23 protein-coding genes and 1 pseudogene are annotated in these 26,941 nt (G+C 64.9%); 14 read left to right on the top strand and 10 right to left on the bottom strand.

The features are described from left to right. Nucleotides 1-84: 84 nt before the first annotated feature. Together CIT40_RS19875 and CIT40_RS19870 are read left to right on the top strand one after the other, a co-directional pair. Nucleotides 85-903 carry an aldo/keto reductase gene (locus CIT40_RS19875; RefSeq protein ID WP_094891946.1) on the top strand — a complete coding sequence of 273 codons (819 nt, stop codon included), beginning with the start codon at nucleotides 85-87 and terminating at the stop codon, nucleotides 901-903. A 49-nt stretch (nucleotides 904-952) separates the two neighbouring features. Beyond that, nucleotides 953-1,897, top strand: a complete 945-nt coding sequence (locus CIT40_RS19870) for a hypothetical protein (protein WP_094891945.1) — start codon at nucleotides 953-955, stop codon at nucleotides 1,895-1,897. A 947-nt stretch (nucleotides 1,898-2,844) separates the two neighbouring features. On the opposite strand, the pseudogene CIT40_RS19865 reads toward CIT40_RS19870, so the two are convergent. Beyond that, nucleotides 2,845-3,561 (bottom strand): annotated as a pseudogene (locus tag CIT40_RS19865) (DUF599 domain-containing protein). Between the two features lie 124 nt (nucleotides 3,562-3,685). On the opposite strand from CIT40_RS19865, the gene CIT40_RS19860 reads away from it, so the two are divergent. From CIT40_RS19860 to CIT40_RS19845, 4 genes are all read left to right on the top strand, one after another. Continuing rightward, nucleotides 3,686-4,348 carry a glutathione S-transferase family protein gene (locus CIT40_RS19860; RefSeq protein WP_094891943.1) on the top strand — a complete coding sequence of 221 codons (663 nt, stop codon included), beginning with the start codon at nucleotides 3,686-3,688 and terminating at the stop codon, nucleotides 4,346-4,348. A 306-nt stretch (nucleotides 4,349-4,654) separates the two neighbouring features. Continuing rightward, nucleotides 4,655-4,858 carry a hypothetical protein gene (locus CIT40_RS19855; protein ID WP_018321158.1) on the top strand — a complete coding sequence of 68 codons (204 nt, stop codon included), beginning with the start codon at nucleotides 4,655-4,657 and terminating at the stop codon, nucleotides 4,856-4,858. 157 nt (nucleotides 4,859-5,015) lie between these two features. Continuing rightward, entirely contained in the window at nucleotides 5,016-5,996 is a 981-nt protein-coding gene (locus tag CIT40_RS19850) for a hypothetical protein (RefSeq protein ID WP_094891942.1), read from the top strand. 42 nt (nucleotides 5,997-6,038) lie between these two features. Then, entirely contained in the window at nucleotides 6,039-6,479 is a 441-nt protein-coding gene (locus tag CIT40_RS19845; protein WP_091957023.1) for a DUF1489 family protein, read from the top strand. Here the strand turns inward: CIT40_RS19845 and panC are convergent. Next, on the bottom strand, nucleotides 6,476-7,327 hold the full coding sequence (gene panC, locus CIT40_RS19840) for a pantoate--beta-alanine ligase (protein WP_094891941.1): 852 nt from the start codon (nucleotides 7,325-7,327) through the stop codon (nucleotides 6,476-6,478). The two genes, CIT40_RS19845 and panC, sit on opposite strands and share 4 nt — an antisense overlap. Before the next feature lie 285 nt (nucleotides 7,328-7,612). On the opposite strand from panC, the gene CIT40_RS19835 reads away from it, so the two are divergent. From CIT40_RS19835 to CIT40_RS19820, 4 genes are all read left to right on the top strand, one after another. Further along, on the top strand, nucleotides 7,613-8,536 hold the full coding sequence (locus tag CIT40_RS19835; protein WP_094891940.1) for a division plane positioning ATPase MipZ: 924 nt from the start codon (nucleotides 7,613-7,615) through the stop codon (nucleotides 8,534-8,536). A gap of 342 nt (nucleotides 8,537-8,878) precedes the next feature. Next, a complete protein-coding gene (locus CIT40_RS19830) occupies nucleotides 8,879-9,739 on the top strand; it encodes an alpha/beta fold hydrolase (protein ID WP_094891939.1) in 861 nt (286 codons plus the stop codon). A 132-nt stretch (nucleotides 9,740-9,871) separates the two neighbouring features. Further along, nucleotides 9,872-10,621: a vWA domain-containing protein gene (locus CIT40_RS19825; protein ID WP_094891938.1), complete on the top strand. Its 750-nt coding sequence runs from the start codon at nucleotides 9,872-9,874 to the stop codon at nucleotides 10,619-10,621. A 64-nt stretch (nucleotides 10,622-10,685) separates the two neighbouring features. Then, complete coding sequence (locus CIT40_RS19820; protein ID WP_094891937.1) at nucleotides 10,686-11,414, top strand: DnaJ domain-containing protein; 729 nt, start codon at nucleotides 10,686-10,688, stop codon at nucleotides 11,412-11,414. A 241-nt stretch (nucleotides 11,415-11,655) separates the two neighbouring features. Here the strand turns inward: CIT40_RS19820 and CIT40_RS19815 are convergent, their stop codons facing one another. After that, entirely contained in the window at nucleotides 11,656-13,485 is a 1,830-nt protein-coding gene (locus CIT40_RS19815) for a D-alanyl-D-alanine carboxypeptidase (RefSeq protein WP_094891936.1), read from the bottom strand. 388 nt (nucleotides 13,486-13,873) lie between these two features. Between CIT40_RS19815 and CIT40_RS19810 the strand changes: the two genes are divergently transcribed. Beyond that, complete coding sequence (locus tag CIT40_RS19810) at nucleotides 13,874-14,212, top strand: phasin family protein (RefSeq protein ID WP_094891935.1); 339 nt, start codon at nucleotides 13,874-13,876, stop codon at nucleotides 14,210-14,212. Between the two features lie 74 nt (nucleotides 14,213-14,286). On the opposite strand, the gene CIT40_RS19805 is transcribed toward CIT40_RS19810, so the two are convergent. Continuing rightward, nucleotides 14,287-15,642, bottom strand: coding sequence for a TadE/TadG family type IV pilus assembly protein (locus tag CIT40_RS19805; protein ID WP_094891934.1), 1,356 nt, complete (start codon nucleotides 15,640-15,642; stop codon nucleotides 14,287-14,289). 481 nt (nucleotides 15,643-16,123) lie between these two features. Between CIT40_RS19805 and clpS the strand changes: the two genes are divergently transcribed. Continuing rightward, nucleotides 16,124-16,456: an ATP-dependent Clp protease adapter ClpS gene (clpS, locus tag CIT40_RS19800; protein ID WP_063194953.1), complete on the top strand. Its 333-nt coding sequence runs from the start codon at nucleotides 16,124-16,126 to the stop codon at nucleotides 16,454-16,456. 325 nt (nucleotides 16,457-16,781) lie between these two features. Further along, entirely contained in the window at nucleotides 16,782-19,181 is a 2,400-nt protein-coding gene (gene clpA / locus CIT40_RS19795; protein WP_094891932.1) for an ATP-dependent Clp protease ATP-binding subunit ClpA, read from the top strand. Nucleotides 19,182-19,288: 107 nt separating this feature from the next. On the opposite strand, the gene CIT40_RS19790 is transcribed toward clpA, so the two are convergent. The 6 genes from CIT40_RS19790 to CIT40_RS19765 all read right to left on the bottom strand — a co-directional run bounded on the left by CIT40_RS19790 (nucleotide 19,289) and on the right by CIT40_RS19765 (nucleotide 25,709). Next, nucleotides 19,289-19,753 (bottom strand): hypothetical protein, encoded by a 465-nt coding sequence (locus CIT40_RS19790; RefSeq protein ID WP_094891931.1) that lies wholly within the window; start codon nucleotides 19,751-19,753, stop codon nucleotides 19,289-19,291. A gap of 108 nt (nucleotides 19,754-19,861) precedes the next feature. Continuing rightward, on the bottom strand, nucleotides 19,862-21,283 hold the full coding sequence (locus CIT40_RS19785; RefSeq protein ID WP_094891930.1) for an MFS transporter: 1,422 nt from the start codon (nucleotides 21,281-21,283) through the stop codon (nucleotides 19,862-19,864). Nucleotides 21,284-21,374: 91 nt separating this feature from the next. Then, complete coding sequence (locus tag CIT40_RS19780; RefSeq protein ID WP_094891929.1) at nucleotides 21,375-21,713, bottom strand: c-type cytochrome; 339 nt, start codon at nucleotides 21,711-21,713, stop codon at nucleotides 21,375-21,377. A gap of 250 nt (nucleotides 21,714-21,963) precedes the next feature. Then, entirely contained in the window at nucleotides 21,964-22,989 is a 1,026-nt protein-coding gene (locus CIT40_RS19775; protein ID WP_162307579.1) for an aldo/keto reductase, read from the bottom strand. Between the two features lie 174 nt (nucleotides 22,990-23,163). Then, the gene (locus tag CIT40_RS19770) at nucleotides 23,164-24,558 is read right to left on the bottom strand and encodes a methyl-accepting chemotaxis protein (protein ID WP_094891927.1); all 1,395 of its coding nucleotides are present in this window, start codon (nucleotides 24,556-24,558) and stop codon (nucleotides 23,164-23,166) included. A gap of 194 nt (nucleotides 24,559-24,752) precedes the next feature. Continuing rightward, entirely contained in the window at nucleotides 24,753-25,709 is a 957-nt protein-coding gene (locus CIT40_RS19765) for an AraC-like ligand-binding domain-containing protein (RefSeq protein ID WP_094891926.1), read from the bottom strand. Between the two features lie 195 nt (nucleotides 25,710-25,904). Here CIT40_RS19765 and CIT40_RS19760 point away from each other — a divergent pair, with 195 nt between their 5' ends. Next, nucleotides 25,905-26,921 (top strand): carbon-nitrogen hydrolase family protein, encoded by a 1,017-nt coding sequence (locus CIT40_RS19760; RefSeq protein ID WP_094892062.1) that lies wholly within the window; start codon nucleotides 25,905-25,907, stop codon nucleotides 26,919-26,921. Nucleotides 26,922-26,941: the final 20 nt, after the last annotated feature.

Here is a 26,941-nt window from a genome sequence, read left to right as displayed (position 1 = left end):
GCGGCCTCCGTTGGCAGCGTCATTGCCCGGGTCCATAATGAGACTTGATGACGTCAGGGGCTGCGCAACAGAAAAGGAGCCCTCATGCTGTTCGTCGAGGCCAATGGTGCACGGATCCCGTCGATCGGGCTCGGGACCTGGGAGCTGAGCGGAAGGCCTGCCGCGCGCGTGGTCGAGCAGGCGCTGCGGCTCGGCTATCGCCACATCGACACCGCGCAGGCCTACGACAATGAACGCGAGGTCGGCGACGGCTTGCGCGCCTCGGGCGTGCGCCGTGACGACGTCTTCCTCACCACCAAGGTCTGGACCAACCATTTCGCGCCCCACGATCTCGAGCGCTCGGTCAAGGAGAGCCTGGCCCGGTTGCGGCTTCCCTCCGTCGACCTGTTGCTGTTGCACTGGCCCAATTCGCACGTGCCGCTGGCGGAGACGCTGGGCGCGCTGTCGCATGCCAAGACGATGGGCCTGACCCGTCACATCGGCGTCTCCAATTTCACGGTGGCGCTGATCGAGCAGGCGGTCGCGCTGTCGCCGGAGCCACTGGTCTGCAACCAGGTCGAATACCACCCCTATCTGGACCAGTCGAAGGTGAGGGCGGCCTGCGACCAGCACGGGCTTGCACTCGTCGCCTACAGCCCGATCGCCAGAGGGCGCATCAAGTCGGACCAGACGCTGGGCGAGATCGGACGCGCCCACCACAAGTCGCCGGCCCAGGTCTGCCTGCGTTGGCTGGTGCAGCAGAATGTCGCTGCGATCCCGCGCACCTCGCGCGTCGAACGCCTGTCCGAGAACATCGAGATATTCGATTTCGAGCTGTCGGAGGACGAGATGAGCCGGATCGCCGCACTCGCCAGTCCGAAGGGCCGCCTGACCGACTTCGGCTTCGCCCCGAAATGGGATTGAGAGGCGGCCGGGGTATGCTAGGACCGCGACGGCAACCCAAGATCGGTCGATGGAACTGCGGAAGATCATACGGACGGACATTGCGGCGTCAGCGATCGCGCATCTGACGCTGGTGGCCCTGATCATCGTGATCAGCGAGGTTCATCCGTTTCGCAGCCAGCAGCCGGAGACCGTGACCGTCGACATCGTCACGCCTGAGCAGGTGAAGGAAGAGATCAGGCAGCAGGAGACGAAGGAGGCGGCCAAGGAGAAACCGCCGGAGCCCGAGCTGAAACTGCCGAAGCTGGATGTCGCCGATAAGGCAGACTCGGCAGCGATGACCGCGGACAAGCCGCAGGCTTCGCCGCAATCGTCGCAGCCACCGGCGCAGCAGAAGCAGCCGCAGCCCGCGCAGCCTCCCAAGCCGCGCGAGGCCGCCGCGCAGCCGCAACAGCAGCCGCCGCCGCAACAGCCGCCGCAGCAACAACAGCCTCAGCCGCTTCCGCAACCGCCGCCTCAGGCGATGCCGCAGCCAGAGGCACAGCAACCGCCGCCCCAGTCCGCGCCGCCGCCTGCCTATCAGGCTCCGCAGCCCGACGTCACCGTGAAGTACGGCGTCCTGCTCGGCCTGCCGCCGGAATTGCCGCCGGAGCTGCCGAAAGAAACCCCCAAGGACGATGGCGGCGATGCCAAGGATTCAATCGCAGCCAAGCTGCCGCCCGAGATCATCGCCGAGCTTCGTCGCCATTTGCGCAGCTGTGCGAAATTGCCGGCCGGACTGAGCCCCACCGACGCCGTTCACATCAAGCTGCGCACGGTGTTTGCGACCGACGGCACGCTGGCGCGCGAGCCGATTCTGATCGAGGCGCCGCCGTCCGCGAAAGGCGTGGCGCTCGTGAAGTCCGCCATGAGCGCGCTTCAGACCTGTCAACCCTACAAGATGCTGCCCGCCAATCTGTACGGTGAGTGGAAGGTCATGGACCTGCCGTTCAGCCCGCGCGATTTCGGGTCGTAGCGCTGCCGTAGCTCCCGTAGCCCGGGTGAGCGAAGCGATACCCGGGGCCGCTCGCCCGGCATCCCGCACCGTCCCGGATGTCGCTGCGCTCATCCGGGCTACGAGACCGCGTCTGTGTCGCCCTCTGTCAATCCGTCGCTGCAAAAATATTCCACTTTACCGAAATTCGGTTTCGGCGTATGTGTCGTCCATCCCGGCTCACCCAAGAGGGGCGACGTGAAGTCGTCATGTTCGCGAGCCGGGCTTGCGGTGGACGCGGCAGCGTCGGCATGAGAGGTGCGGGCAGGGCGGGTAGTCCCTGTGAGCCCGAGGCTTCGTGCGGACGACGGCGCTGTCAGGCTTCGTCTCGTCTGTAAGTTTCCGGCTTCGTCGACAGGGCCGGGAATACTGCAGGTGAAATGGCGGGCCGTGCGTACGGCAAAACCGTGTGGTCCTGACCGTCGTTGCCACGGTCAAGCTGTTCGAAGATGTGCGCGAGCCCAACCGGGTGGACGGCATCGTCAATTCGAATGGCGAGGGAGGCCAAAGGAAAGTTCGGCTCCCGGGAGATCACGGCATAAGCCGTGCAACCATCGCGCAGGGAAGGCCGAGTGATCGGCGACACCTGTATGCTGCTGTGCGGTTCTTTCTGCGTGTGCATTTTCGCGCAGCGGACCGCGGGTGCCAGTCGGCACCCGGCCTTCCCTGTGCCCTCTTGGATTGGAGGGCGGAGAGATGAAGCAAAGCTCGGGTGATCTCAGCCGCGAGGCCGCAAAGTCATGTCTGCAACTGAGATGCGTGCACACACTCGATCTCGTAGGGTGGGCAAAGCGTCTTGTCCGCCATAGCTCGAAGAGCGATGGCGGAAAGCGTGCTCACGCCCTGTTGCTCATGGAGAAAGCTCGTGGGCACGGCGCAAGCGCGCCTTTGCCCACCCTACGGCACCGCGTCGCGTCGCCGAGACGCCCTCAATGACCGCGCCTGATGCCCTCGCCACCGTCCGCCGCCTCCGGCGCCATCGCGGCCCATGCGCTCGATGCGAACTGCCTTCGCCAGGTCACGACCACCACGGCCGCCGTGGTCACGAACAGCAGCCAGGGGCTGACGAACCAGCCGAGATAGCCGAGGGCGAAGAAAAAGGCGCGCTGGCCGCGGTTGAAATGGCGGCCGGCGGATTCGAACAGGCGGGAGGTGCGGATGACATGGGCTTCCGCCTCCGGCGTGTCGCGCCGCTCGGCCGGCGGCATGCCGCCGAACAGGATCGCGACATAGTTGAACAGGCGATAGGCCCAGGCGAATTTGAAGAAGGCATAGACGCAGATCAGCACGAGGCCGACGCATTTCAGCTCCCACATCGCCGGCGAGGTGCTGAGGTCGATCGGCAGCTTACTCAGAATCGTGATCGCGTCGTTGGTGGCGTGCAGCAGCGCCAGCGCGCCGCCGAGCGCGATCAGGCTGGTCTAGGCGAAGAAGGCGGTGCCGTTCTGCAGCGCGGTCATGATCTGCATGTCGACCATGCGCGCGTCGCGGTCGAGCAGGCGGCGCACCCATACTTCGCGATAGCGGTTCATGCGCGCCGACAGGCTGTCGCGGCCGTAGGCCGAATGCTCCAGCGTCAAGGCATAGACCAGCCATTCGATGATGAAGAAGCCGACGGCGGTGATGTCGACCCAATGCCTGCTCATGTCTGTCTCCTGCCGCGAAGCGCCACGATTGCCATGCAGGGCCGGGCGCAGCAACGATTGATTGGCGGCAGGCGATGGCGTTAAAAGCGGCTCGCTCAAGGACGTTTCGGGAAGGACTGATGACATGGCTGCGCTGAAACTCGCGATCGGCAACAAGAACTACTCGTCATGGTCGATGCGGCCCTGGCTCGCGCTTCGCGCCAACGACATCCCGTTCGTGGAGACGCTGATCCCGCTCTACACCGACAATCCCGCAGACAAGGAGCAGATCCTGTCCTTCAGCCGTGCCGGCAAGGTGCCGGTGCTGGTCGACGGCGACGTCACCGTGTGGGATTCGCTTGCCATCATCGAATACATCGCCGAGCGCTATCCAGAGGTAAAGCTGTGGCCCGACGACGTCGCCGCGCGCGCGCATGCCCGATCGGTATGCGCCGAGATGCATTCCGGCTTCGTGCCGCTGCGCAGTGAATGCGGCATGAACCTGCACCGGCCGATCCGGCCCGTGGCGCTGTCGGCCGATGCCAAGGCCAACGTCGCGCGCATCGAGGAGATCTGGCGGGAATGTCGCACGCGCTACGGCGCCACGGGTCCATTCCTGTTCGGCCGCTTCGGCGCGGCGGACGCGATGTACGCGCCGGTCGTGCACCGCTTGCGCACCTATGCGATCGACGTCGCGCCGGACACCAAGGCTTACATGGAGACGATGATGGCGCTGCCGGCGTTCCAGGAATGGACCCGCGACGGGCTGGCCGAAACCCTCGTGATTGCGAAGTTCGAGGACGCCTGACCGCAGGGGCGGAACGAGGCCGCTGGCCGTGTTCCGGCCGGCGGCGCTCAGGTTCCGGACATTGATCGGCGCGATGGCCCATCCGGGCTGCGACCGGCCCTGCGACATGCCGCCTGAACATGCCGTCCCGACGGTATCATCGGCCCGCCGGTTGCATCCCTATCATTCTGAAAAGACTGCAGGATTTGCGTGTTTGCCATGCTGGCATGGCGCTGGCCAAAACGGCTGGCTGCGTGCTATACAGCACGCGGGTTTCCGGCCGGCCGTCGCAGTGGGACCATGGGCGTGGCAGGCGTTGTTTGAGTGATGGAGAGGGTGTTGAAGCACAAATTCCCGATTGGAACGCGCGTATTGTTCACGGCGAGCAACGTCGCGCGCCCCGCTGCCAGCGGCTCGTACGAGGTCATCCGCCTGCTGCCGACCGACGGCGACGACTGCCAGTACCGGATCAAGAGCTCGACTGAAGCCTTCGAACGCGTCGCCAAGGAAAGCCAGCTCGCGCTCTCCTGAAGACTGACGCTCCCCGCGCATTCGCGCCACCTGCGGATTTGTGTCCTGCCGCCGTGAAAAGGCCCGCTTCACCTTCAAAAGGTGCCCCGGGGCAGTTGCCGACTTCGCGGGGCTCGCTTGACCATTCGCTCTCTGCTCGCGTGAGGGGACGTCGCGCATGAACTGGGCTTGGGCCACTTCGCTCGACCAAATCTGGCGCTCGCCGGCCTTTCCGATGTGGATGACGCTGGCGGCTGCTGGATTCTTCGGATTGATCCTGCTGATCACGCTGCTGCGCGCCGACAGGTCGATCGCCAACGGTGCGCTGACGGTGATCACGCTGCTGTCCATCGCGATCGCCGGAGCGGCAACCGTCCGCGTCTATGGACCGGCGGGGCACGATGCCCCGACCGAAGCACGCGCGCAAAATAACGCGGTCATGGCGAGCCTGCCGGCTCTGTCCTGTCTCGACGATCTCGCCGGCGATGCGGTCGCCATTGGCTGCGAGAAGGCACTGTTCGGCTCGCCGGATGCCGCGGCTGCCGCCGTCTCCTACACCGCGTCCCGAATCGACCGGCTGACCGCGCTCGGTGATGCCGCGACCGCCGAGAAGAGCCTGACGACGGACATGAAAGTGCTGCGCAAGGCGCTGGAGCACGATCGCTACGGCCTCGTGGCGCAGGTGCTGGTCGTGCGCGACGGCTGCACGCAGTTCGACTGCGCCGCGTTCCGCTCGCTGACCGACCAGCAGCAGGTCGCCGCCAACATGGATTCCCATCTCTACGACACGCTGGTCGCGCGCCATGCGCCGACCTGGAACGCGCCTGCAACGGTGCCGCCGATGCCGGCCACTGCCGCGCTCGCCGGGCTGCCGCCCTCGATGCCGACGGGCAAGCCGACCAGCGCCGAGTTCCCGAGCGCCGCGTCGACGCCGCCGGTGAGCATCATGAATCCGGAGCCCACCGCGACGACGCGGCAGGCGGCGCCTGCGAACGCGGCGCCGGCACCGCGCGCGCCGGCAGCCGCCTCGGCCCAGGCCCCGCCGCCTGCGGCCAGGAAGCCGCCGGCTCCGAAGGCTGCACGCGCTCCCGCAGCACCGGTTCCGCTCGCTCCGCCGCCAGCTCCGGCGGCCGCGCCCGCGGCTGCGGATAACGAGTAGATCGGCATTCCAAATGCGGTGCTGCCCGGCTAATGCTTGGGCATGCCGCTACATCTGATCAAGCTCGCCGTCGGCTGCGACTCCGTCAAGGAACTGAAGGAGTGGATCGCCGAACGGATGCAGACCGCCAAGAAGAAGGGTCTGCCGCAACATCACATCCACATCACCCGCATGGTCCCCAAGCGCGACGCCGAGATCCTGGCGGGCGGGTCGCTTTATTGGGTGATCAAGGGCGAGATCGCCGCGCGGGAAAAGATCATCGGCATCGAGCCGTTCCGCGACAAGGACGGGATCGGGCGCTGCCGCATCGTGATGCAGCCGAAGGTCGTCTCGGTGTCGCCGCGGCCGATGCGTCCGTTCCAGGGCTGGCGCTATCTCACCGATGACTCCGTGCCGCCCGATCTCGGCAAATCCGCCGCCGGCTCGATCGCGGCGATGCCTGAGCCGATGCGGCGCGAATTGCGCGATCTGGGGCTGCTCTAAACCGCGATATTGTCGATCAGTCGGGTCGTGCCGAGCTTGGCGGCGACCAGGATCCGCAACGGGCCGTCCTTGCGCGAGGTGACCGGCGCCAGCGTCTCGGCATGGCGCGCCTCGTAATAGTCGAGCGCAAAGCCGGCCGCCTCGATCGTCGCGGCGCCACGCCTCATGGCTGGCGCGATGGCTTCGCCGGCACGGATGCGGCCGGCACTGTCCTTCATGGCACGGTAGAGGATGGCGGCGGTCTGCCGCTCCTCGGGCGACAGATAGACGTTGCGCGAGGACATCGCGAGTCCGTCGCGCTCGCGCACCGTGCGTGAGCCGACGACCTTCACCCCGAGGTCGAGGTCGCGCGCCATCTGCGTCACCACCCGCAATTGCTGAAAGTCCTTTTCGCCGAAGATCGCGAAGTCCGGCCTGACTTGCGTGAACAGCTTGCCGACGACGGTGGCGACGCCGCCGAAGAAATGCGGGCGGAAGCGGTCCTCGAGGCCGGCGAGCGCCGGTCCCTCCGGCACGATGCGGGTGGCAAAGCCCTTCGGATACATCGCCTCGACGCCGGGGTGCCAGACGATATCGACATCCTCGGCCGCGAGCTTGGCGATGTCGGCCTTCCAGGTACGTGGATAGGCGCCAAAGTCCTCGGTCGGGGCGAACTGGGTCGGGTTGACGAAGATCGAGACCACGACGCGGCTGGCGCGCCGCTTGGCGAGGCGGACGAGAGACACATGCCCGTCATGGAGGGCCCCCATGGTCGGCACCAGTGCGATGGTAGCCTTTCGCTTGCGGAGATTGTCGACGGCGCGGCGCAAGGCCGGGACCGTGCGGGCGATCAAGGGGCTTGCTGACATCAGGACTCGACAGGGTTCTAAAATCGGCGCGGCATGACCTGGCGCCAGGGGCGGCTAACCTTAACAAGCGGCGATCGTGGACGCCATGCATCCGGATGCGGCACAGCATCCCGCGCAACGTCGCGCACGACATCGCGACATTGTGGGCCGGATCACAGACGAAGATTGGCACTGCTATTCATGATGAAGAACGGCGCAGTACGATTTGCATGGGCCGTCACGCATTTCACTTGACCGCAGACGCGGCCAACTCGAAGATATTGATTAGGGTTGTTGAGGATCGCAATGCTTTTGCAGGCTAGCCAAGGCCAATCCGGCTCGGCTCATGTGGTCGTGCTCGGCAACGAGAAGGGCGGCTCCGGCAAGTCGACCACCGCCCTGCACATCGCGGTTGCGCTCCTCAAGGCCGGCCAGCGCGTCGCCACCATCGATCTCGACTGCCGTCAGCAGAGCTTCACGCACTACATCGGCAACCGTGCCGCCTGGGCCCGCCGCACCAAGCTCGACCTCGAACTGCCGGTCCATCGCTGCATCAAGCTCGGCGAGACCATGCAGATCGCCGAGAACGAGAATTCCGAGTTCCAGCAATTCATGGAGGCGGTTTCGGCGGTCGAGAGCAGCTTCGACTTCATCGTCATCGATACGCCTGGCACCGACAGCTATCTGATGCGGCTTGCGCACTCGATGGCCGACACGCTGGTCACGCCGATCAACGACAGCTTCCTGGATTTCGACGTACTCGGCACCGTCGATCCCGCCAATTACGCGGTGACGGGCGAGAGCCATTACGCCGAGATGGTGCGCGACGTCAGGCGCAAGCGCCGCCAGCTCGACGGCTCGACCACCGACTGGATCGTCGTGCGCAATCGCCTGTCGATGCTCGGCTCGCGCAACAAGCAGCTGGTCGCCGAGGGATTGAAGGATCTGTCGCTGCGGCTCGGCTTCCGCTACGTCGACGGCTTCGCCGAACGCGTCGTCTATCGCGAATTTTTCCCGCGCGGCCTGACCGCCCTCGACGAGATCGACGAGGCCACGCTCGGCATGCGGCCCAATCTCGGCCATCTCACCGCACGGGAGGAGGTGACGAGCCTGCTCCGCCAGCTCAAGCTGCCGCTGGACGAGCGCGGCCGCCGCCGCGCCGCCAACCGGGCCGAGTGGTTCAACCAGGTCGACAAGCCGCTCGAGGTCCACGACATCCTCGGCGCCTGAGACGGCGGTATTTCACTACTTCCGACCGATCTGACGGGCCGATTCTCGCCGGAACTGTGGCCGCGTTCCGTCGTTTTCACCTTACGTTGACCGTGAAATTGAACCCAATCGAGACCGGTTGCGTCCGATGGTGACGCGCACCCTACAATAGCCTGGCAAGGACGGGGTGCCTGCAAAATGTGTGCGGCGCACAATGAAAGGGCTGCCGGTTCACAATATTTGGCCTTCCTGTCACGCGCCTGTGACATATATTGGCGATAGGCGACAAGGGGCCAAAGAGCCCCGGAAGAACACGATTTTCAACAGGGATTCAGGCCGAAGAGCCTGAGGCTGAGGACGAAAATGAAGCGTGGAATTGCCGTTCTGGTTTCGGTCAGTGCTCTCTGCGGCATCGCCTATTTCACGGCGAGCAAGTGGGCGATCAAGCACGAGACCATCACCTTCTACGACGCCTCGCGCGATAATCGCCCGGTGCCCGTCGACATCGCGGTGCGTCGTGACAAGGAAATGCAGGCCAATGCCGGCATGATCACGCTGCCGGTCGCAGTGATCAATCACGGCAACACCGTCAAGAACACCGAGTACGGCTTCCTCGCCAACATCTTCGCTGCGCGCGGCTACATGGTCCTGAGCCCGCAGCACGATCTGCCGACCGATCCCCCAATGGTGACCAAGCCCGGCGAGCTCTATGTCGGCCGCCTGCCGCAGATCCTGCGCGGCGTCGCCAACATCCATCTCGCGATGCAGGAGATGAAGAAGGTTCAGCCCAACGCCGACTACGACAAGGTGACGATGGTCGGCCATTCCATGGGCGGCGACATCACGATGTACTTCGCCAAGCAGTATCCGGATGAGGTCAAGAAGGTCGTCACGCTCGACAATCTCCGCGTGCCCTTCGTCACCGCCGGCAAGTTCAAGATCCTGTCGTTCCGCTCGCAGGATCCGCAGTTCAAGACCGATGCGGGCGTGATCCCGACCGACGAGGAATGCGAGAAGGCCGGCATCCAGGTCGTGAAGACCGAATTCCAGCACAACGACATGCGCGACACCGGTCCGGATGTCGCCAAGAACTCGATCCAGGGCATGCTCGACAAATTCCTGAGCGCGACCGACAGCCAAGTCGCGCCGGTCGACACGCAATCCTCGCCGCCCAAGATTCTCGAGCCCGGTCCGGTCGCCTTGATGGCGCCTGCCAAGAGCTGAAGTCTTCTCCCGACGGCGCTCTCGTCGTCAGTCACGATCTCAAAGCCCCCGCCAGCCTCTGCCGGCGGGGGCTTTGCGCATTGACTGGCCTGCTGCCGCTAACCACATTAGCCGCCCACGCAGGGTCAAGGGATGCCGGGCGAACCCATCAAACCGCGCAGCGGCGATGCCGTCTCGGCGCAAGCAGGCCGCGCGGTGCCGCAGGCCTCAACGTCGGCTGCGGAAGACATTGCCGCCTTCGTGGCCAAGGCGCACGCGCTGTCGCCGCATGCGCCGGGCGCGAAGGGGCGGCTGATCTTCGCGCTGGATGCGACGATGAGCCGGCAGCCGACCTGGGACATGGCCTGCGCGCTGCAGGCCGACATGTTTCGCGAGACCGCCGCGCTTGGCAGTCTCGACATCCGTCTGGTGTACTATCGCGGCTTCAACGAGTGTCGCGCCACCGGGTGGATCTCCGACAGCACCAGGCTTGCGGCGTTGATGAGCAAGATCGATTGCCGCGGCGGCGACACCCAGATCGGCAAGGTGCTGACCGAAGCGCGGCGCGAAGCGGTCGCATCGAGCGTGCGCGCCGTCGTCTTCGTCGGCGATGCCATGGAGGAGAAAATCGACGAGCTCTGCGCCAAGGCCGGCGAACTCGGCATGCTCAACGTGCCCGTGTTCGTGTTTCAGGAAGGCCATGATGCCGTCGCCGAGCGGGCCTTCCGCGAGATCGCGCGCCTGACCGGCGGTGCCTGGTGCCGGTTCGATCCGGGCGCGGCAGCGCAGTTGCGCGAGCTGCTGCGGGCCGCTGCGGCCTATGCCGCCGGCGGTCGCGAGGCGCTGCTGAAGCTTTCGAAGACCGCGAGCGGAGCGGCCAGGCTGATCGGCCAAATGAAGTAGCGCTCAGGCGTCGCGGCGGGGCGTATGCCATGCATTTTGCCGCGAGGGCGACTATATTCCGGTCATGACCCTGATTGCCGGCGCTATCGCAATTATCACGCTCTATTTGCTGCTCCAGATGTTCCGCTCGGCCAACCCGGCGGCGCTGGCGCGCGCGATCAAATTCGGCGGCGGCGTGCTGGCGCTGGCAGTCGCAGCCTTCACGGGCTTGCGGGGCGAGCTGGTGGTGGCGATCCCGCTCGGGATTTTCGGCGCCGGGCTGCTGGGCTGGACGCCGCTGGCGAATGCCGGTTTCGGCAATGTCGGTGGGCTGTTCGGCGGCGGCGGGGCTGCGCCCGCGTCAGGGCAGTCCTCGCGCGTGCGCTCGCAATTCCTGGATATGCGGCTCGATCACGGCTCCGGCCAGCTCGGCGGGCAGATCGTCGCCGGGCCTCACGCCGGGCGCGATCTCGGCGAGTTCGATCTCGCCAGCCTGCTGGCCATGGTCCCGACGTTCGACGCCGAGAGCGTGGCCTTACTTGAAAGCTATCTGGACCGCCGGTTTCCCGCTTGGCGTCAGAACGCGCAGGCCGATGCGGCAGGGGGGCAGCGCCGCGCGGCGGCGAGCGGCAAAATGACGGCGGAGGAGGCCTATCAGATCCTTGGCCTGCAGCCGGGAGCGGGGCGCGACGACATCAGCCGGGCGCACAAGACCCTGATGAAGAAACTCCATCCCGACCAGGGGGGGTCGAACTACCTCGCTGCCCGTGTAAACGAGGCCAAGGATACTCTGCTTCGTACGCATAACGGCTAACTCCGGCACCACGCTACAAACGCCCGTACCGCGTGAGCTCCGCTTGCTCTGTCTGCCGTCGCCCTGACACCCGCCATTGTCGGCGTGGTTGATTTATCGAGTAAAGTTTTAACCGTAAATCCTTGACGAGAGGTTGTCGCGGAACCGAGTTCTCACGAACCGCTCCGGGCATCGCCGCATCCCCAAAACAAAAATGCCCGCGCAGGGCGCGCGGGCATTTTGATCGGGGCGGGGAAGGAGATCAGTTGCGGACGGTCATGCAGGAGATCTCGGCGCGCTTCAGGGTGCGGCAGACCGCTTCGGCCTGGTCGCGATCGAGCCCGGCGAAGCGGGCGCGGTAGAGCTTGCGGTTGTCCTTGGCGACGACAGGCTCGGTGAACGGATCGGCCTTGCTGAGCAGGCCGCGGGCCGAGCTGCGCGCGGCGTCGATGCGCTGCTGGGCTTCGTTTTCGCTCTCGAGCGCACCGACCTGGACGATCCAGCCGCTGTGGGTGACCACCGGCTTGGCGGTGGCGCTCATCTGGATCGACATCGGCTCGGCGGAGGCGAGCTTCGGAGCAGCCGGGGCGGGCGCAGCAGCCGTTGCGGCCGGCAGCACCCCCAGGATGCCGTTGCCTGTGCCGAAGCCCGTCGGCTGACGCGGCAACTCGGTGCGGGCCATCTCGGCCTTCGGCGCTTCCGACTGACTGACGAATTCGGGCTTGTTGATGAGATCAGCCCGGGCGACGACGGCGCCGGAGGTTTCCGCGACGTCGGAACGGGACGGAATGGCGTTGGTCACCGGCGGGGCGATCTGCGTGGCGGCAGCGGAAGCGACCTTCACGGTGCCGGCCTTGACCTGAACCGTCTTGACCCGGACCGGCTTCATCGGCTCGGACGAGCCGGGAATGATGGAGAGTGGCTGGCTCGAGATCACGCCATTGGTGAGCGGCGCCGGCTCGATCTTGGATTCCGTCGGCCGGACTTCGGGCTTGACCGGGGCCGGCGGCACCGCGGCAGTCGCAGCCGCGAGCGTCGACAGCCGGGCGGCGAGACGCGACGGAGCGGCTTCGGGAGCAGGAGTAGAAGCGGCCTGAACCTGCGGGATGGGACGGGCCGGGGTAGGCGATGCGTCGGCGATTTCGGTGCTGGCGTCGGCGCCGTTGCGCTCCGTGACCGCGGCGACGGTGTGGGTGGTGGCACCCTTATCGAGGTTCTCCGCGAGCAGATTGCGCATGATGGCATCGCGCGAGCCGCCGCTGCGGCCGCCGAGCACGACACCGATCAGATGACGGTTGCCGCGGCGCATCGAGGTCACGAGATTGAAGCCGGAGGCGCGGGTGTAGCCGGTCTTGATGCCGTCCACGCCCTCGACACTGCCAAGCAGGTGATTGTGGTTGCGGATCGACTGTCCGCGCCAGTTGAAGGTCGAGGTCGCGAAATAGCGATAGTAGCGCGGGAAGCGCTCCTGGATGGCGCGGCCGAGCGTGGCCTGGTCGCGCGCGGTCGTGACCTGCTCGTCGTTGGGAAGGCCGTTGGCGTTGCGGTACACCGTCCTGGACATGCCGAGCGAGCGCGCCTTGCGCGTCATCATCTGGGCGAAGTCGTCCTCGTCGCCGCCGATCGCTTCCGCGATCACCACGGCTGCGTCGTTGGCGGAGCGGGTGACGAGACCCTTGATCGCGTCCTCGACGCGAATGGTCTGGCCGGCGCGCAGGTTCAGCTTGGTCGGATCCTGATCGGCGGCGTGCTGGGACACCGGCATCTCGGTGTCGAGCTTCATCTTCCCGGACTCGAGACGCTCGAACAGCAGATAGAGAGTCATGATCTTGGTGAGCGAGGCGGGGTGGCGGATCCCGTCGGGGCTGGTCGCCTGGAGCACCGCGCCGGAATTGCCGTCGACGATGATGGACGCGAATTTCGGGCTGGAGCTCTCGGACACATCGCGCTGCACCCGGTGGTGCGCGTAATGGCGGCGATGACGCCGCGCCTCGGCGGCATCGGTGGTGAAGATGACCGCGGTGGTGACCGTAAGAAGCCCAAAAACGCCAACCCGCGCCAAGCGCGAGGAAGACAAGTTTTTACGAAGCATGGAACCCCGTCCCCGTTTCTCAACTGATCACCGGCTCGTGAGGCGAAATTGTGCCCAATGGACCGGGGATCATTACCTGCTCAGGCTGTCCCTCCGCTGGTGTTCGCCGCGGGAGACGTTCGGCCTGAACCGCTATTCTGGCTAAGGTGATGTTCTCAAACGGCTTTTGACCATTTGCGAAAGCTGAACACGTCCAGGGAATCAGGGTAGGGGGCCGCGGTTTCCAAAAGCTTAAAGAACCCTTGCGGGAAACCCCGGGAATCTCCGCGATTTGCGTCCACTTTTGTGCGACGCACAAATTTGTTGACTTTTTTGTGCGTTGCACTAATTGTGGGCAGAGTCAGGGAGCCGGGGCTTCCCGACGCGAGCCAGGGAAAAGGATTCCGAAATGTTCAAGGTTGAAGACTTCCAGAGCTACGGGAAAGAGCACTTCGAGCAGTATGTCGCCTCCGCGACCTCGGTGCAGCACGGCATTCAGGCGATCGCCAGCGCCTATGGCGACTATACGAAGAAGTCGTTCGAAGACACCAAGTCCTTCGTCGAGAAGCTTTCCGGCGTGAAGTCGCTGGACAAGGCCATGGAAGCGCAGACCGATTTCGCCCGTTCCGCCTACGAGACCTTCGTTGCGGAATCGCAGAAGATCGCCGGCCTCTACAGCGACCTCGCCAAGCAGGCGTTCAAGCCGGTCGAGACCATCGTGTCGAAGTTCACCCCGGCCGCTCAGTAAATTTTTCAGGACGTCCTGGAATCGAAAAGCCCGGCTGAACCAGCCGGGCTTTTTATTTGCACGCGGTCGATCCGTCAGCGCGCCACGCGCAGCTTCGAAAGCGAGGTGCCGATGTCCTTGAACACCGAAACGGTCTGGCTGGCCGACGTCACGAGATAGAACTTGTCTGATCCGCTGGCGCAATATTGCAGCACGCTCGAGGTCGGATCGCCACCGGTGTTCACCTGCACGGTGTAGATCGTGATGTTGTTGGGCTGGGCCTTGGCGTTGTCGCAGAGCTTCTTCTGCCTTGCGTCGATCTGCGAGGCGTTGCTGTACCAGCGGTTTTGCGTGTTGAGACCGTCGGACAGAATAACGATCGCGTCCTTGTAGGTGTAGTTGGTGTCCTTGGCCGGTGCGTTCATGGGGTCGCCGGTCGAGAGCGTCATCCAGCCCCAGGCCAGGCCGATGCCCTGGTTGGTGTTGCCGGTGGGGACCAAGTTGCCGATCAGAGTCTTGAGCGCGGACCAGTCGTAGCTGAGCGGCATGATCGGCTGGATGTAGGCCGAACCGCTGGCGTTGCAGTACGAATATTGCTCCGCCGGGAATAGCGTCGAGGAGTTGCCGGCCGTGGGCGTGGTGTTCTTGGTGTCGTAGTCCTGGTCGCGATCGGTCACGCACCCGTTCCAGGTGTTGTGATTGGCCGGCGTCCAGGTGGAACTGGTGCATTGCCCCCAGTTGTTGCGCGCGGTGCAGACCCTGGTGCCGTTGGCGGCCTCCCAATCGGAGAAGTCGATCCAGTTCTTGTTGTAGTTGCTGGCGCCGACATTGACGTCCTTCGCGAAGGGGACGATCGAGATGTAGACGTCACCATTGTTCTTTGCGAGCGCGCTGAGCTGGTCGACGAGGTTCTTAGCCGCCGTCTGCATGGCAGGCATCTTGCCGTCGTCAGCCATCGATCCCGTAACGTCGAGCACCAGGGCCACGCGCATGCGCGTCAGGCCCCACGCGCTGGTGGAACTGGTGTCGATGCCGAGTGTCGGAAAGCCGGCGATCTTCATGAAGCTGGTCGTGTAGGTGCCGGTTCCAGTCAGCTGGATCGTCGAGCCGATGCTGGTGCTGGCGTTATAGGTGGCTCCGACGCTGACCGATGGCAGGGTCGCGGTGTTGGTGAACAGCGCATTGAAATAGGTCTGCGCCTTGCTGCTGATCTGCGACGTCGTGATCGTGCCGGACGACAGGTCTCTGGAGAGCATCAGCGCGGTGGAGTCCAGGGCCGACTGCATGGAGGCGCGGGCCTGGGCGGCGCGGCTGTAATCGATCGCGGCGCCGACGAAGCTCAGCACCGGGACCAGCGCGATAGCGAAGATCACGGCGATATTGCCTTGCTCGGCCGCTGCGAAGCGGGCGAATTGTCGACCAAGGCGGCTGACGAGGGGTAGGCGAGACATGACAATCCCCGAGATCGGTGTTTTGCCCGATTTCGCGCCACGCCATTGAACGCCAGGTAAATTGGACCGTAGAAAACCGGAGGTACCCGCTCGAAACCGTTGCATCCGGGTCAACAATGGCGGTTCCTGGTCAAGATGCTCTAAACACGCTGGGGCGAAATTTTTGTCAAATCGGTCCGGATTGTTTAACCTTGCTCCGATCGCCCGAACCGGGAATCGGGACTGCTATGGCCGCATCGGCCGGACCTCTGTACGCTTGCGGCGGGCCGGGGGCAGGCCCATATTGCTGGCGAACGATCCGGCTTGGGCCGGATTGTCGGGAGCGGCGATCCAACAAGGCGGCGCGCCTGCGCCAGGCTCCGAAGGCGGAGTCGCGCGGCGACCGCCATTCGCTTCCATGGGGAATTTGAACGCCTGAGCCATGCCGCAATTGACTTCCAGACCCGATCCGTCCGCGCCAGCCGCTGCCTACGCTCCTCGCATGAGCAATGACGAGAACCGTTCGGGCACCCCCTCGGGTCCGAACACTTCGGTCATCACCAAGGTCAAGCCCAAGACCAAACGGCCGAACCTCTACCGCGTGCTGATCCTGAACGACGACTACACGCCGATGGAGTTCGTCGTCCACGTGCTGGAGAAGTTCTTCAACAAGGACATCGAGGCGGCGACCAAGATCATGCTGCACGTCCATCATCATGGCATCGGGGAGTGCGGCGTGTTCACCTACGAGATCGCCGAGACCAAGGTGACGCAGGTGATGGATTTCGCCCGCAAGCACCAGCATCCGTTACAATGCGTGATGGAAAAGAAGTAGGGCGCCTTGGCGCGTACTCTTGGCGCCTGTTCTTGGCGCTCGTCCTTGAAGCGTGAAGCCGGCGCGCGTGTCGGCCGCAGTGTGATTGCCGCGTGATGCCGCCGCGCGACGTCCGTCTGAGTCGGCAAAACTACGGATTCCCTTCCGGCGCCGATGCCGCCCAAGATCGGAACGGGTCTTGCATCGAAAATACCGCAGGGCTGTCGCCTGCCAGAGTCGCGGAACCGGTCTTTCGCCGCGATCTTGGATAACTATATGTGACAAAGGTTGTTGTTGCCTGACCGGGCGATGGCGATCATGATGGTGGGGGCCATAGAGGACGCGAATGCCGACTTTTTCTCAAAGCCTTGAACAATCCCTGCATCGTGCACTGGCGATCGCAAACGAGCGTCATCACCAATACGCGACGCTCGAGCATCTGTTGCTCTCCCTTATCGACGACTCCGATGCAGCCGCGGTCATGCGCGCCTGCAGCGTCGATCTCGACAAGCTCCGCACGAGCCTGGTTAATTATCTTGAGACCGAGTTCGAGAATCTGGTCACCGATGGCGCCGACGACGCCAAGCCGACCGCCGGCTTCCAGCGCGTGATCCAGCGCGCGGTGATCCACGTGCAATCCTCCGGTCGCGAAGAGGTGACCGGTGCCAACGTGCTGATCGCGATCTTCGCCGAACGCGAGAGCCACGCCGCCTACTTCCTGCAGGAGCAGGACATGACGCGCTACGACGCGGTCAACTACATCAGCCACGGCATCGCCAAGCGGCCCGGCGTCTCCGAGGCGCGGCCAGTGCGCGGCGTCGACGAGGAGACCGAGGCCAAGGGTACCGAGGACACCAAGAAGAAGGGCGAGGCGCTCGAGACCTATTGCGTCAATCTCAACAAGAAGGCGCGCGACGGCAAGATCGATCCGGTGATCGGACGCAATTCCGAGATCAACCGCGCGATCCAGGTGCTGTGCCGCCGGCAGAAGAACAACCCGTTGTTCGTCGGTGAAGCCGGCGTCGGCAAGACCGCGATCGCGGAGGGCCTCGCCAAGCGCATCGTCGACAGCGAGGTGCCGGAAGTCCTGGCGGCTGCCACCGTGTTCTCGCTCGACATGGGCACGCTGCTCGCTGGCACGCGCTATCGCGGCGACTTCGAAGAGCGCCTGAAGCAGGTGCTGAAGGAACTCGAGGCACATCCCAACGCCATCCTGTTCATCGACGAGATCCACACCGTGATCGGTGCGGGCGCGACGTCGGGCGGGGCGATGGATGCCTCGAACCTGCTCAAGCCCGCGCTGGCCTCGGGCACGATCCGCTGCATGGGCTCGACCACCTACAAGGAGTACCGTCAGCACTTTGAGAAGGACCGGGCGCTGGTGCGGCGATTCCAGAAGATCGACGTCAACGAGCCGACGGTCGAGGACGCGATCGCGATCCTCAAGGGCCTCAAGCCGTATTTCGAGGACTACCACCGGCTGAAGTACACCAACGAGGCGATCGAGGCGGCGGTGCAATTGTCATCGCGCTACATCCACGACCGCAAGCTGCCGGACAAGGCGATCGACGTGATCGACGAGTCGGGTGCGGCGCAGATGCTGGTGGCCGAGAACAAGCGCAAGAAGACCATCGGCATTAAGGAGATCGAGACCACGATCGCCTCGATGGCGCGGATACCGCCGAAGAGCGTGTCGAAGGACGATGCCGAGGTGCTCAAGCATCTCGAAACGACCCTGAAGCGCACCGTGTTCGGCCAGGACAGGGCTATCGAGTCGCTCGCGGCATCGATCAAGCTGGCGCGCGCCGGCTTGCGTGAGCCGGAGAAGCCGATCGGCTGCTATTTGTTCTCGGGTCCGACCGGCGTCGGCAAGACCGAGGTCGCAAAGCAGCTCGCGGCAAGCCTCGGCGTCGAGCTGTTGCGCTTCGACATGTCCGAATACATGGAGCGGCACACCGTATCGCGCCTGATCGGCGCGCCTCCCGGTTATGTCGGCTTCGACCAGGGCGGCCTCTTGACCGACGGCGTCGACCAGCATCCGCATTGCGTGGTGCTGCTCGACGAAATCGAGAAGGCGCATCCCGATCTCTACAACGTGCTGCTGCAGATCATGGATCACGGCCGGCTTACCGATCACAACGGCAAGCAGGTCAATTTCCGCAACGTGATCCTGATCATGACCACGAACGCGGGTGCTTCCGATCTCGCCAAGCAGGCGTTCGGCTTCACGCGCTCCAAGCGGGAAGGCGACGACCACGAGGCGATCAACCGGCAATTCGCGCCGGAATTCCGCAACCGCCTCGATGCCATCGTCTCGTTCGGCCATCTCAGCGTCGAGGTGATCGGCACCGTGGTCGAGAAGTTCGTGCTTCAGCTCGAAGCCCAGCTCGGCGATCGCGACGTCACCATCGAGCTGTCCGAACCCGCCAAGGCCTGGCTGGTCCAGCACGGTTACGACGAGCAGATGGGCGCACGTCCCATGGCCCGCGTGATCCAGGAGCACATCAAGAAGCCGTTGGCTGACGAGGTGCTGTTCGGCAAGCTCAAGGGCGGTGGACACGTCCGCGTCATCCTGGTCAAGGACGAGGCCGACGAGACCAAGGACAAGATCGGTTTCGAATTCATCGAAGGGCCGGTCACGCCGAAGCAGGAGAAGCTCCCCGGCGCCCGCAAGCGTCCGCCTGGCAAGTCCAAGCCGGGCGGCCCGAAGGGGCCGACCTCCAAGGGGCCGCTGGTCAAGGCTTGATCAGCGCATCCGTGCATTGAAAGAGGCCGGCGGTGACGCCGGCCTTTTTGTTTGCTTGGAGTAATGACCTCAGACGGCGCGCAGGCGCAGCGGGCCTGAAATCGTCCTCACTTCTGCTCCGCAGGAGGAGGTGCGGCCTGAGCCGTTGGAACTGGTGGCGGCGCCTTTGGCTTGGCTCTCGGCTTTTTCGGACTCTCGGCCACTACCTTGTCTGGCTCTCCAGCATTGTCCCCGCAATGGCGCTGCTCAGCGAGCGCGCCCAAATATTGCTGACGGGCTTGAAGCGCTTGTATCTCGGTGTCTGCCGTTCCCTGGAAGTCCATCCCGAACCAAAGGACCGGCACGACCAAACCGGCAACCCCCGCAGCGACGTTTTGGGCCACTTTTAGGCCCTTGTCCGATGCCAGCTGTTGGACCTTGGCGTTGTTTGTTTGGACTTCGATGGTGACAGCCGCGCAGTCCATGTAACGGTCTTGAGGCTGCACCACGGAAACCGGAGCTGGCGCGCGACCCGCACATCCACTCACGGCCGCAGCAACGGCGCATAGCGCCACAACCTTAAAAATGCTCATAAAATTCCCCCCAGCCTTGGTTGCAATCAAGCTCAACCAAAGCGGGAGCGCAATACTTCTTGCTTGGCCTCGCAAAACTACGGATGGAAAAGTCCGAAGGCTGGTTAATCAGTCGCCCCGGAGGCGCTGATCGTCCTGCACGCGGACGTGCTCGGCGCCGCGCGCGCCGGCCGGAGACAGCCGCAGCATGCTCAGCACCGCGCCGCAGAGCGCAAACCCGACGCCGGTGAGAAGGGCCATACGGGTTCCTTCGACCGGATATCGTCCGAGCAGCAGCGCCACCAGCGCAGCGCCGGTGGTCTGGCCGAGCAGCCGCGCCGTGCCCAGCATGCCGCTGGCGCCGCCGGCGCGCTCGCGCGGGGCGGCTGCGATCATGGTGCGGTTGTTGGGAGTCTGGAACAGGCCGAAACCGGCGCCGGCCAATGCCATGCGCCAGATCACGTCGAACGTCGAAGGATCCGCAGGGACGAAGGCGAGCGCGGCAAGGCCGCAGGCAAACAGCGTGAGACCGATGCCGCCGAGCAGGCCGGCCGGATAATGCTCGACCAGGCGGCCCGCGAGGGGCGCCGCGAAGGCCACGGCGATCGGCCATGGCGTGATCAACAGCCCCATATGCACCGCCGAATAGCCGAAGCGGCTCTGGAGGTAGAAGGGCATCGCGACGAATGCCAGCATCTGCCCACAGAACGAGGCGATCGAGGTCGCGATCGACAGCGCGAACACCGGGATGCGCAACAGATCGACCGGCAGCAGCGGTGAGCTCATGTGGGTTTCGCGCCAGATCAGCAGCGCACCGGCGACGAGCGCGATGGCGAACTGGATCAGGCAGGTGATAACGGTCTCGCCGTGACCGACGCTGTCGACGGCGGCGATCCCGACGCCGAAGGTGATGGCTGAAAGCCCCGCGCTTTGCCAGTCGAACGAATGGCTGGCGGGCATGGTGTGCGGCAGGCTGCGCAGGCCCAGGAGCAGCGTCAGCACCCCGAGCGGCACGTTGATGGCGAACAGCCACGGCCAGCTTCCGACCGCGAGGATGCCTGCGGCGATCGTCGGGCCGATGGCGGCCGAGAAGGCGACGACGAGCGCGTTGAGCCCGATGCCGCGGCCCAGCTGGCTGCGCGGGTAGGTGAAGCGCACCAGCGCCGAATTGACGCTCATGATGCCGGCGGCGCCAAAGCCCTGGATGATGCGCGCGATCGTCAGCAGCGGCAGCGTATGCGCCAGCGCGCAGAAGGCGGAAGCCAGCGTGAACAGCACCAGCCCGACCAGATAGACGCGGCGATAGCCGATGATCTCGCCGAGCGAGGCCAGCGGCAGCAGCGAGATCGTGATGGCGAGTTGGTAGCCGTTGACGATCCAGATCGAGAAGGCCGGGCTCGCGTTCAAGTCAGCCGCGATCGTCGGCAGCGCGACATTGGCGATGGCGCTGTCGACCACCGCCATGATGATGCCGAGCGCAATGGTCAGCACTGCCTGGTTGCGCTGTGGCTGCGGCAGCCCGTCGGCATGCTCGATTGTGGTTGACGACATCGTAAAGCATATTCGGTTGAGGCGCGTTTGGCTCGTCCGCAACTTGGTTCGACCCGGGATGGTTCCAGCCGAGGCTGCAGCCGTTTCAACCCTATTTCGGCTTTCGCGGTTCCTGAATCGCCCTGAGGTAGCCTACCACGGCCTCTGCGTCGTCGCGGCCGAATCGGGCCGTCGGCATGGCGCGGTGAATGCTGCTGTACCCGTTCTGGAGGCGCTGCATGAAGTCGGGGTCGTAGAGTTTGTTCTCGCCGAGATACCGGAAAGGCGGTGCCAACTCGTTCGGGCTCGTGCCCGTCCGGCTGACCGCGTGGCAACGCGCGCACATCCGCTGCAGCATTGCTTCAGCGCGGCGCTGTTCGAGGTCCAGAGCTTGACCCCCGGTGCTCCACAGAACACCAACGGCCAGCAACGCGGGTGCGAACCTGTTCATCGCGCGCACTCCGTCATCCCCAGCGCGAGGTTGCTTTGGCCCAGACGTAGAGCGTGATCAAGGCGATCGTGACCCCCGTGGAGAAGATCAGGATGCGGCGATCCCAATCGATCCTCTCTCGCCCCGCTCTACTGAAAGAGAGGGCCGTGAACAGGGCCTTCATGGCAAATCGGCGCATCGGGGGCCTCGCGAGAAGGCACGATGGCATGGGTTGCAATGCGCCGGCTTGATGCAGCTCAAGGGCGGGCGGCTACACCGCCGGCGGGTTGCGGTCGGTGAAGGTCGTGCGCTGGTGCCAGTAGGGATAGGGCAGCGTCACCTTGCTCGCCGCGTCGAGCTTTGCGATCTGGTCCTTGGTCAAGGACCAGCCCACCGCGCCGAGATTTTCGCGCAGCTGCGCCTCGTTGCGCGCGCCGATGATCAGCGTCGACACGGTGGGGCGCTGCAGCAGCCAGTTCAGCGCGATCTGCGTGACGCTCTTGCCGGTTTCCTTCGCGACCTCGTCGATGGCGTCGACGACGCGATAGACGTGCTCGTCCGGCACGGGCGGGCCGAACTCGGCGGTCTTGGGCAGACGGCTCACCTCGGGCTTCGGCTGACCTCGGCGAAGCTTGCCGGTGAGGCGCCCCCAGCCGAGCGGCGACCAGACCACGGCGCCCAGCCCCTGGTCGAGGCCGAGCGGCATCAACTCCCATTCGTAATCGCGCCCGATCAGCGAATAATAGGTCTGGTTGGCGACGTAGCGCGGAAAACCGTGCTTGTCGGCAACAGAGAGCGACTTCATCAGGTGCCAGCCGGAAAAATTGGAAACGCCGACATAGCGGATCTTGCCGGCGCGCACGAGCACGTCGAGCGTTGAGAGGACTTCTTCGGGCGGAGTGAAGGCATCGAAGCCGTGAAGCTGGAACAGGTCGATGTAGTCGGTGCCGAGCCGGTTCAGCGAAGCATCGATGGCGGCGAGCAGATGCTGTCGTGACGAGCCGATATCGTTGGGGCCGTCGCCGAAGCGGAAGGTGGCCTTGGTCGAGACCAGCACCTTGTCACGGCGGCCCTTGATGGCTTCGCCGAGCACCCGCTCGGACTCGCCGAGCGAATAGACGTCAGCGGTGTCGAACATCGACACGCCGGCCTCGAGGCAGATGTCCAGCAGGCGCCTCGCTTCGGTCGCGTCCGTCGTGCCCCACGCCGCGAGGCGACCGACGCCTCCGAAGGTGCCGGTGCCAAGGCTCAGAGCGGGCACCATGAGGCCTGACCGGCCCAAGCGTCGGTATTCCATCGAAATGCTCCTCGGCTGAGCGCTGGTTGCTGCGCGCGCTTCTGTTGTTCGATGGTAGCGCAGGGATTCAGCCCGGACCATCGCGCGCGCACATGGCGGCCCTGCGTTCAGTCGACGCGTGACGCTGTTGTGATTTTCAGGCTCGCGGCCGTGATCGCCGCGTGCAGCCAGGCCTCAGCGGGAAAGGTCGTCAAGCAGTCTGAGCACGTCTGCGGACGCCTCTTCGACCAGCGCGATTTCCCTGAGGGCGCCGGCGAGGTCGCCGTCCGCGACGAGCTTCGCAGCCCGTTTTCCGTGGTCGTGGACGAGGGCGTGCGGCTTTTCGAGTGGTCCGAACGCCCGATGACTGCGCATCGTCAGAGATCCATCGCCGTAGTACCATTTGCCCAATCGGCAGGAATGATGATCTGCCAGTTCGTCGGCCTTCAGCGTCGCGCGGCCGATCGCCATGTCTGCGAGGCGCTTCTTCCAGATGACGTGGTCGGCCTTGGCGAGCCGCGGAATCTTGTTGTCGAAGGACAGGCCGGCGATATCCTGAAGTTGCTTTCCGGCGATCCCCTGGGCGACGTCGAGCTGAGAGGAAATGTTCTTGATCTGATCGACGTTCGCCAGCGTCATGCGCGCAATCGCCGCGATGCCTTCCGCCACTTCGCGAGAGGCCTTGGTCTGCTGATTGAGGATGTTGGCGATCTCGTCCATGCCGCCCGTCAGGGTGACTGTCCGAGCTTCGACGCTGGACATCTCTTCGCCCAGCTGCGTGACCACGCCCTTGCTCTCGGCCGCCGCCGACTTGCAACCGGCCATGGCGGTCACGATGAGTTCGACCTCGTCTCTCAGGCGTTGTATCCGCTCGCGAATGTCCTCGGTCGCCTTGCCTGTCTGTTGCGACAGTCCTTTGACCTCCGAGGCGACAACGGCAAAGCCACGTCCAGCTTCGCCGGCGCGTGCGGCTTCGATCGTCGCGTTCAGCGCCAGAAGGTTGGTTTGCCTCGCGATCGCATCGATCGAGCTCACGATGGCGCCGATTTCTTCGGACGCCGCGCTCAGGGCCAGGATCTTATCCGACGCGTCGTTCGCGGTCGCCTCGACCCGCTCCATCGCCCTCGATGCGAGCCGGACGGTGGACATTCCCTGCTCGGCGCCGGCCTTCATCTGGGCGGCGCTTGCAGCCGCATCCTCGGCATTGGATCGGATCTGGCCCACCGAAGCGACCATCTCTTCGCTGGCGGCGGCGAGGGCTTGCGTGCGTTGGTCGACCTCCCCGCAGGCGGTGAGCATCCGGGCTGCGGAAATCGCGGTTTCATTGCTCTGGACGTTGAGATCCACGATGGCGTCGAGCTTGTTCGACGCATCGCCGGCCAATCTGGCCGCGAGGTTAGAGACGGCCTTGGACAGGCGGTCGTCTCCGCCGCAGCCGGGTGCGAGGAAATTGCCTTCGGTCAAGGCCTCGATGTACGTCGCCAGAGCCTCGTCGCGGGCTTGCAGCGCCGTCAGCTGGTCCGGCGCGGCATTGGATACCTTCAGTGCGGCGATCGAGCGCTTGCGATCGGCACTGGCGAAGATGGACATGCAGCTTTCCGGCAAGCTTGGTGGATGAACCTCTTCACTTTAGGCGCCGAAGCTGAACGGCTCGTAAGCTTTCCTATCGGAATTCTGCAAATGGGCTGCGGCTCGGCCGCGATGATGTCCCGAGGTGCGAGTCGTGCTGCCTCGCAGCATCCGCCTTCGTGCCAGAGGTAGCCAGGGACGCTCCCTGACCGATCTCAATGCCGCAGCTGGCTCTGCCGGAAGTCGCGCGGCGACATGCCGAAATGATCGCGGAAGACGCGGCCGAAATGCGAGACGTCGTTGAAACCCCAGGCAAAGGCGATCTCGCCGATGTGGCGATGGGCGAGCGCCGGCGAGGCGAGGTCGCGACGGCATTGCGCAAGGCGCTCGGCGAGGACGTAACGTTGGAACGAGGTCTGCTCGTCGGCAAGAAGGTCGTTCACGTAGCGCGGCGAGATACCGAGCGCAGCCGCGGTGTCCGACAATGAAAGGTCGGGATCGGCCAGGTGCGCGCGGACGTGCGCCTTGAGCCGGTAGACCAGCGCGGAGCGGTGGGTCGAGGACGGCAGCGACGTCTTGCCGAGCCGCTCGCTCAGCGCCATCGCGAGCAGGTCGACGGCCTGTTCGGACAGTGCGGCGGCGTTACCAGGGGCGAGGCGGTCGGCGCTCTGGCAAAGCCGGAAGATGAAATCATAGGCGAGCCGCTCGAGCGGAGCGTCGGTGCCGAACGACATCGCCGTCAGCGTCTCCGCGCCGCCGAGCCGGCGCCGCAACATCTCGCGCGGCACCTTGAAGATGGTCTGCGTAAAGGCGTCGTTGAACTTCAGCTCATAGGGGCGCGTGGTGTCGTAGAGCGCGAACTCGCCGGGATGGATCACCGTCTCGCGGCCGTCCTGCACCACGCCGCCGTTGCCGCGATGGCCGAGCGCGACGAGAACGAAGTCCTGATCGGAGCGCGCGATGCGCGAGGGCGTGCGAAACACATGCTGGCGGTCGGAGCAGACCTCGGAGCAGACGGCCTTGCCGAGCGGGACTTGCGTGACCGAGCCGCGAAAGGCGCTGCCGAGATCGGACTTGCAGTCGAGCCCGACGAAGACGTCGCAGACGATGTCCTGCCAGAGCGCGAGCCGCCGGTAGCCGGGGCTGCCGTCCGTCGTGAACTGGAGTGGCATCTGGCGAGCCTCCCTTTTCCCATCCAGCAACATCGCCTGTGGGCGGATCCAGCCTGACCGGAGGCAAATCCCGTACCGGCAGGAATTCCGTCCGGTCGAGTTTTTGTTCCGCCGCGGTCGAGCGACTGGTTGCCCGCTTTGGCCCAATAGACTGCATCGGAGACGGCTTCCGATCAACCGGCAATGGAGGCGGCAATGGGCATCGCACATCCGAAATATAAGGTGGCAGTCGTGCAGGCGGCGCCAGCCTGGCTCGATCTCGACGCCTCCATCGACAAGTCGATCGCGCTGATCAGGGAGGCGGCCGAGAAGGGCGCCAGGCTGATCGCCTTCCCGGAGGCTTTCATCCCCGGCTACCCCTGGCATATCTGGATGGACTCGCCGGCCTGGGCGATCGGCCGCGGCTTCGTGCAGCGCTATTTCGACAATTCGCTGTCCTATGACAGCCCGCAGGCCGAGAAGCTTCGTGACGCCGTTCGCAAGGCCAAGCTCACCGCCGTGATCGGCCTGTCCGAACGCGACGGCGGCAGCCTCTATCTGGCGCAATGGCTGATCGGGCCTGATGGCGAGACCATCGCCAAGCGCCGCAAGCTGCGGCCGACCCATGCCGAGCGCACCGTCTACGGTGAAGGCGACGGCAGCGATCTCGCCGTGCACGCGAGGCCGGACATCGGCCGCATCGGCGCGCTGTGCTGCTGGGAGCATCTGCAGCCGTTGTCGAAATATGCGATGTACGCCCAGAACGAGCAGGTGCACGTCGCGGCCTGGCCGAGCTTCTCGCTCTACGATCCCTTCGCGCCGGCGCTTGGCGCGGAGGTCAACAACGCTGCCTCGCGCGTCTATGCGGTGGAGGGCTCCTGCTTCGTGCTCGCGCCGTGCGCGACGGTGTCGCAAGCCATGATCGACGAGCTCTGCGACCGGCCGGACAAGCACGCGCTGCTGCATGCAGGCGGCGGTTTTGCCGCGATCTACGGGCCCGATGGCAGCCAGATCGGCGACAAGCTGGCGCCGGACCAGGAGGGGCTGCTGATCGCCGAGATCGATCTCGGTGCCATCGGCGTCGCCAAGAACGCGGCAGACCCTGCCGGGCACTATTCGCGCCCCGACGTGACGCGGCTGCTGCTCAACAAGAAGCGATACCAGCGCGTCGAGCAGTTCGCATTGCCGGTGGATACCGTCGAGCCCACGGACATTGCCGCGGCGGCGAGCTGATCACCGGGATCGAGGGGAGG

Origin of the sequence: Bradyrhizobium amphicarpaeae, assembly GCF_002266435.3 — a bacterium.
GTDB classification, from domain to species: domain Bacteria; phylum Pseudomonadota; class Alphaproteobacteria; order Rhizobiales; family Xanthobacteraceae; genus Bradyrhizobium; species Bradyrhizobium amphicarpaeae.
Note: the sequence above shows the minus strand (reverse complement) of the source record. Positions and strands in the feature narration are given on the sequence as shown.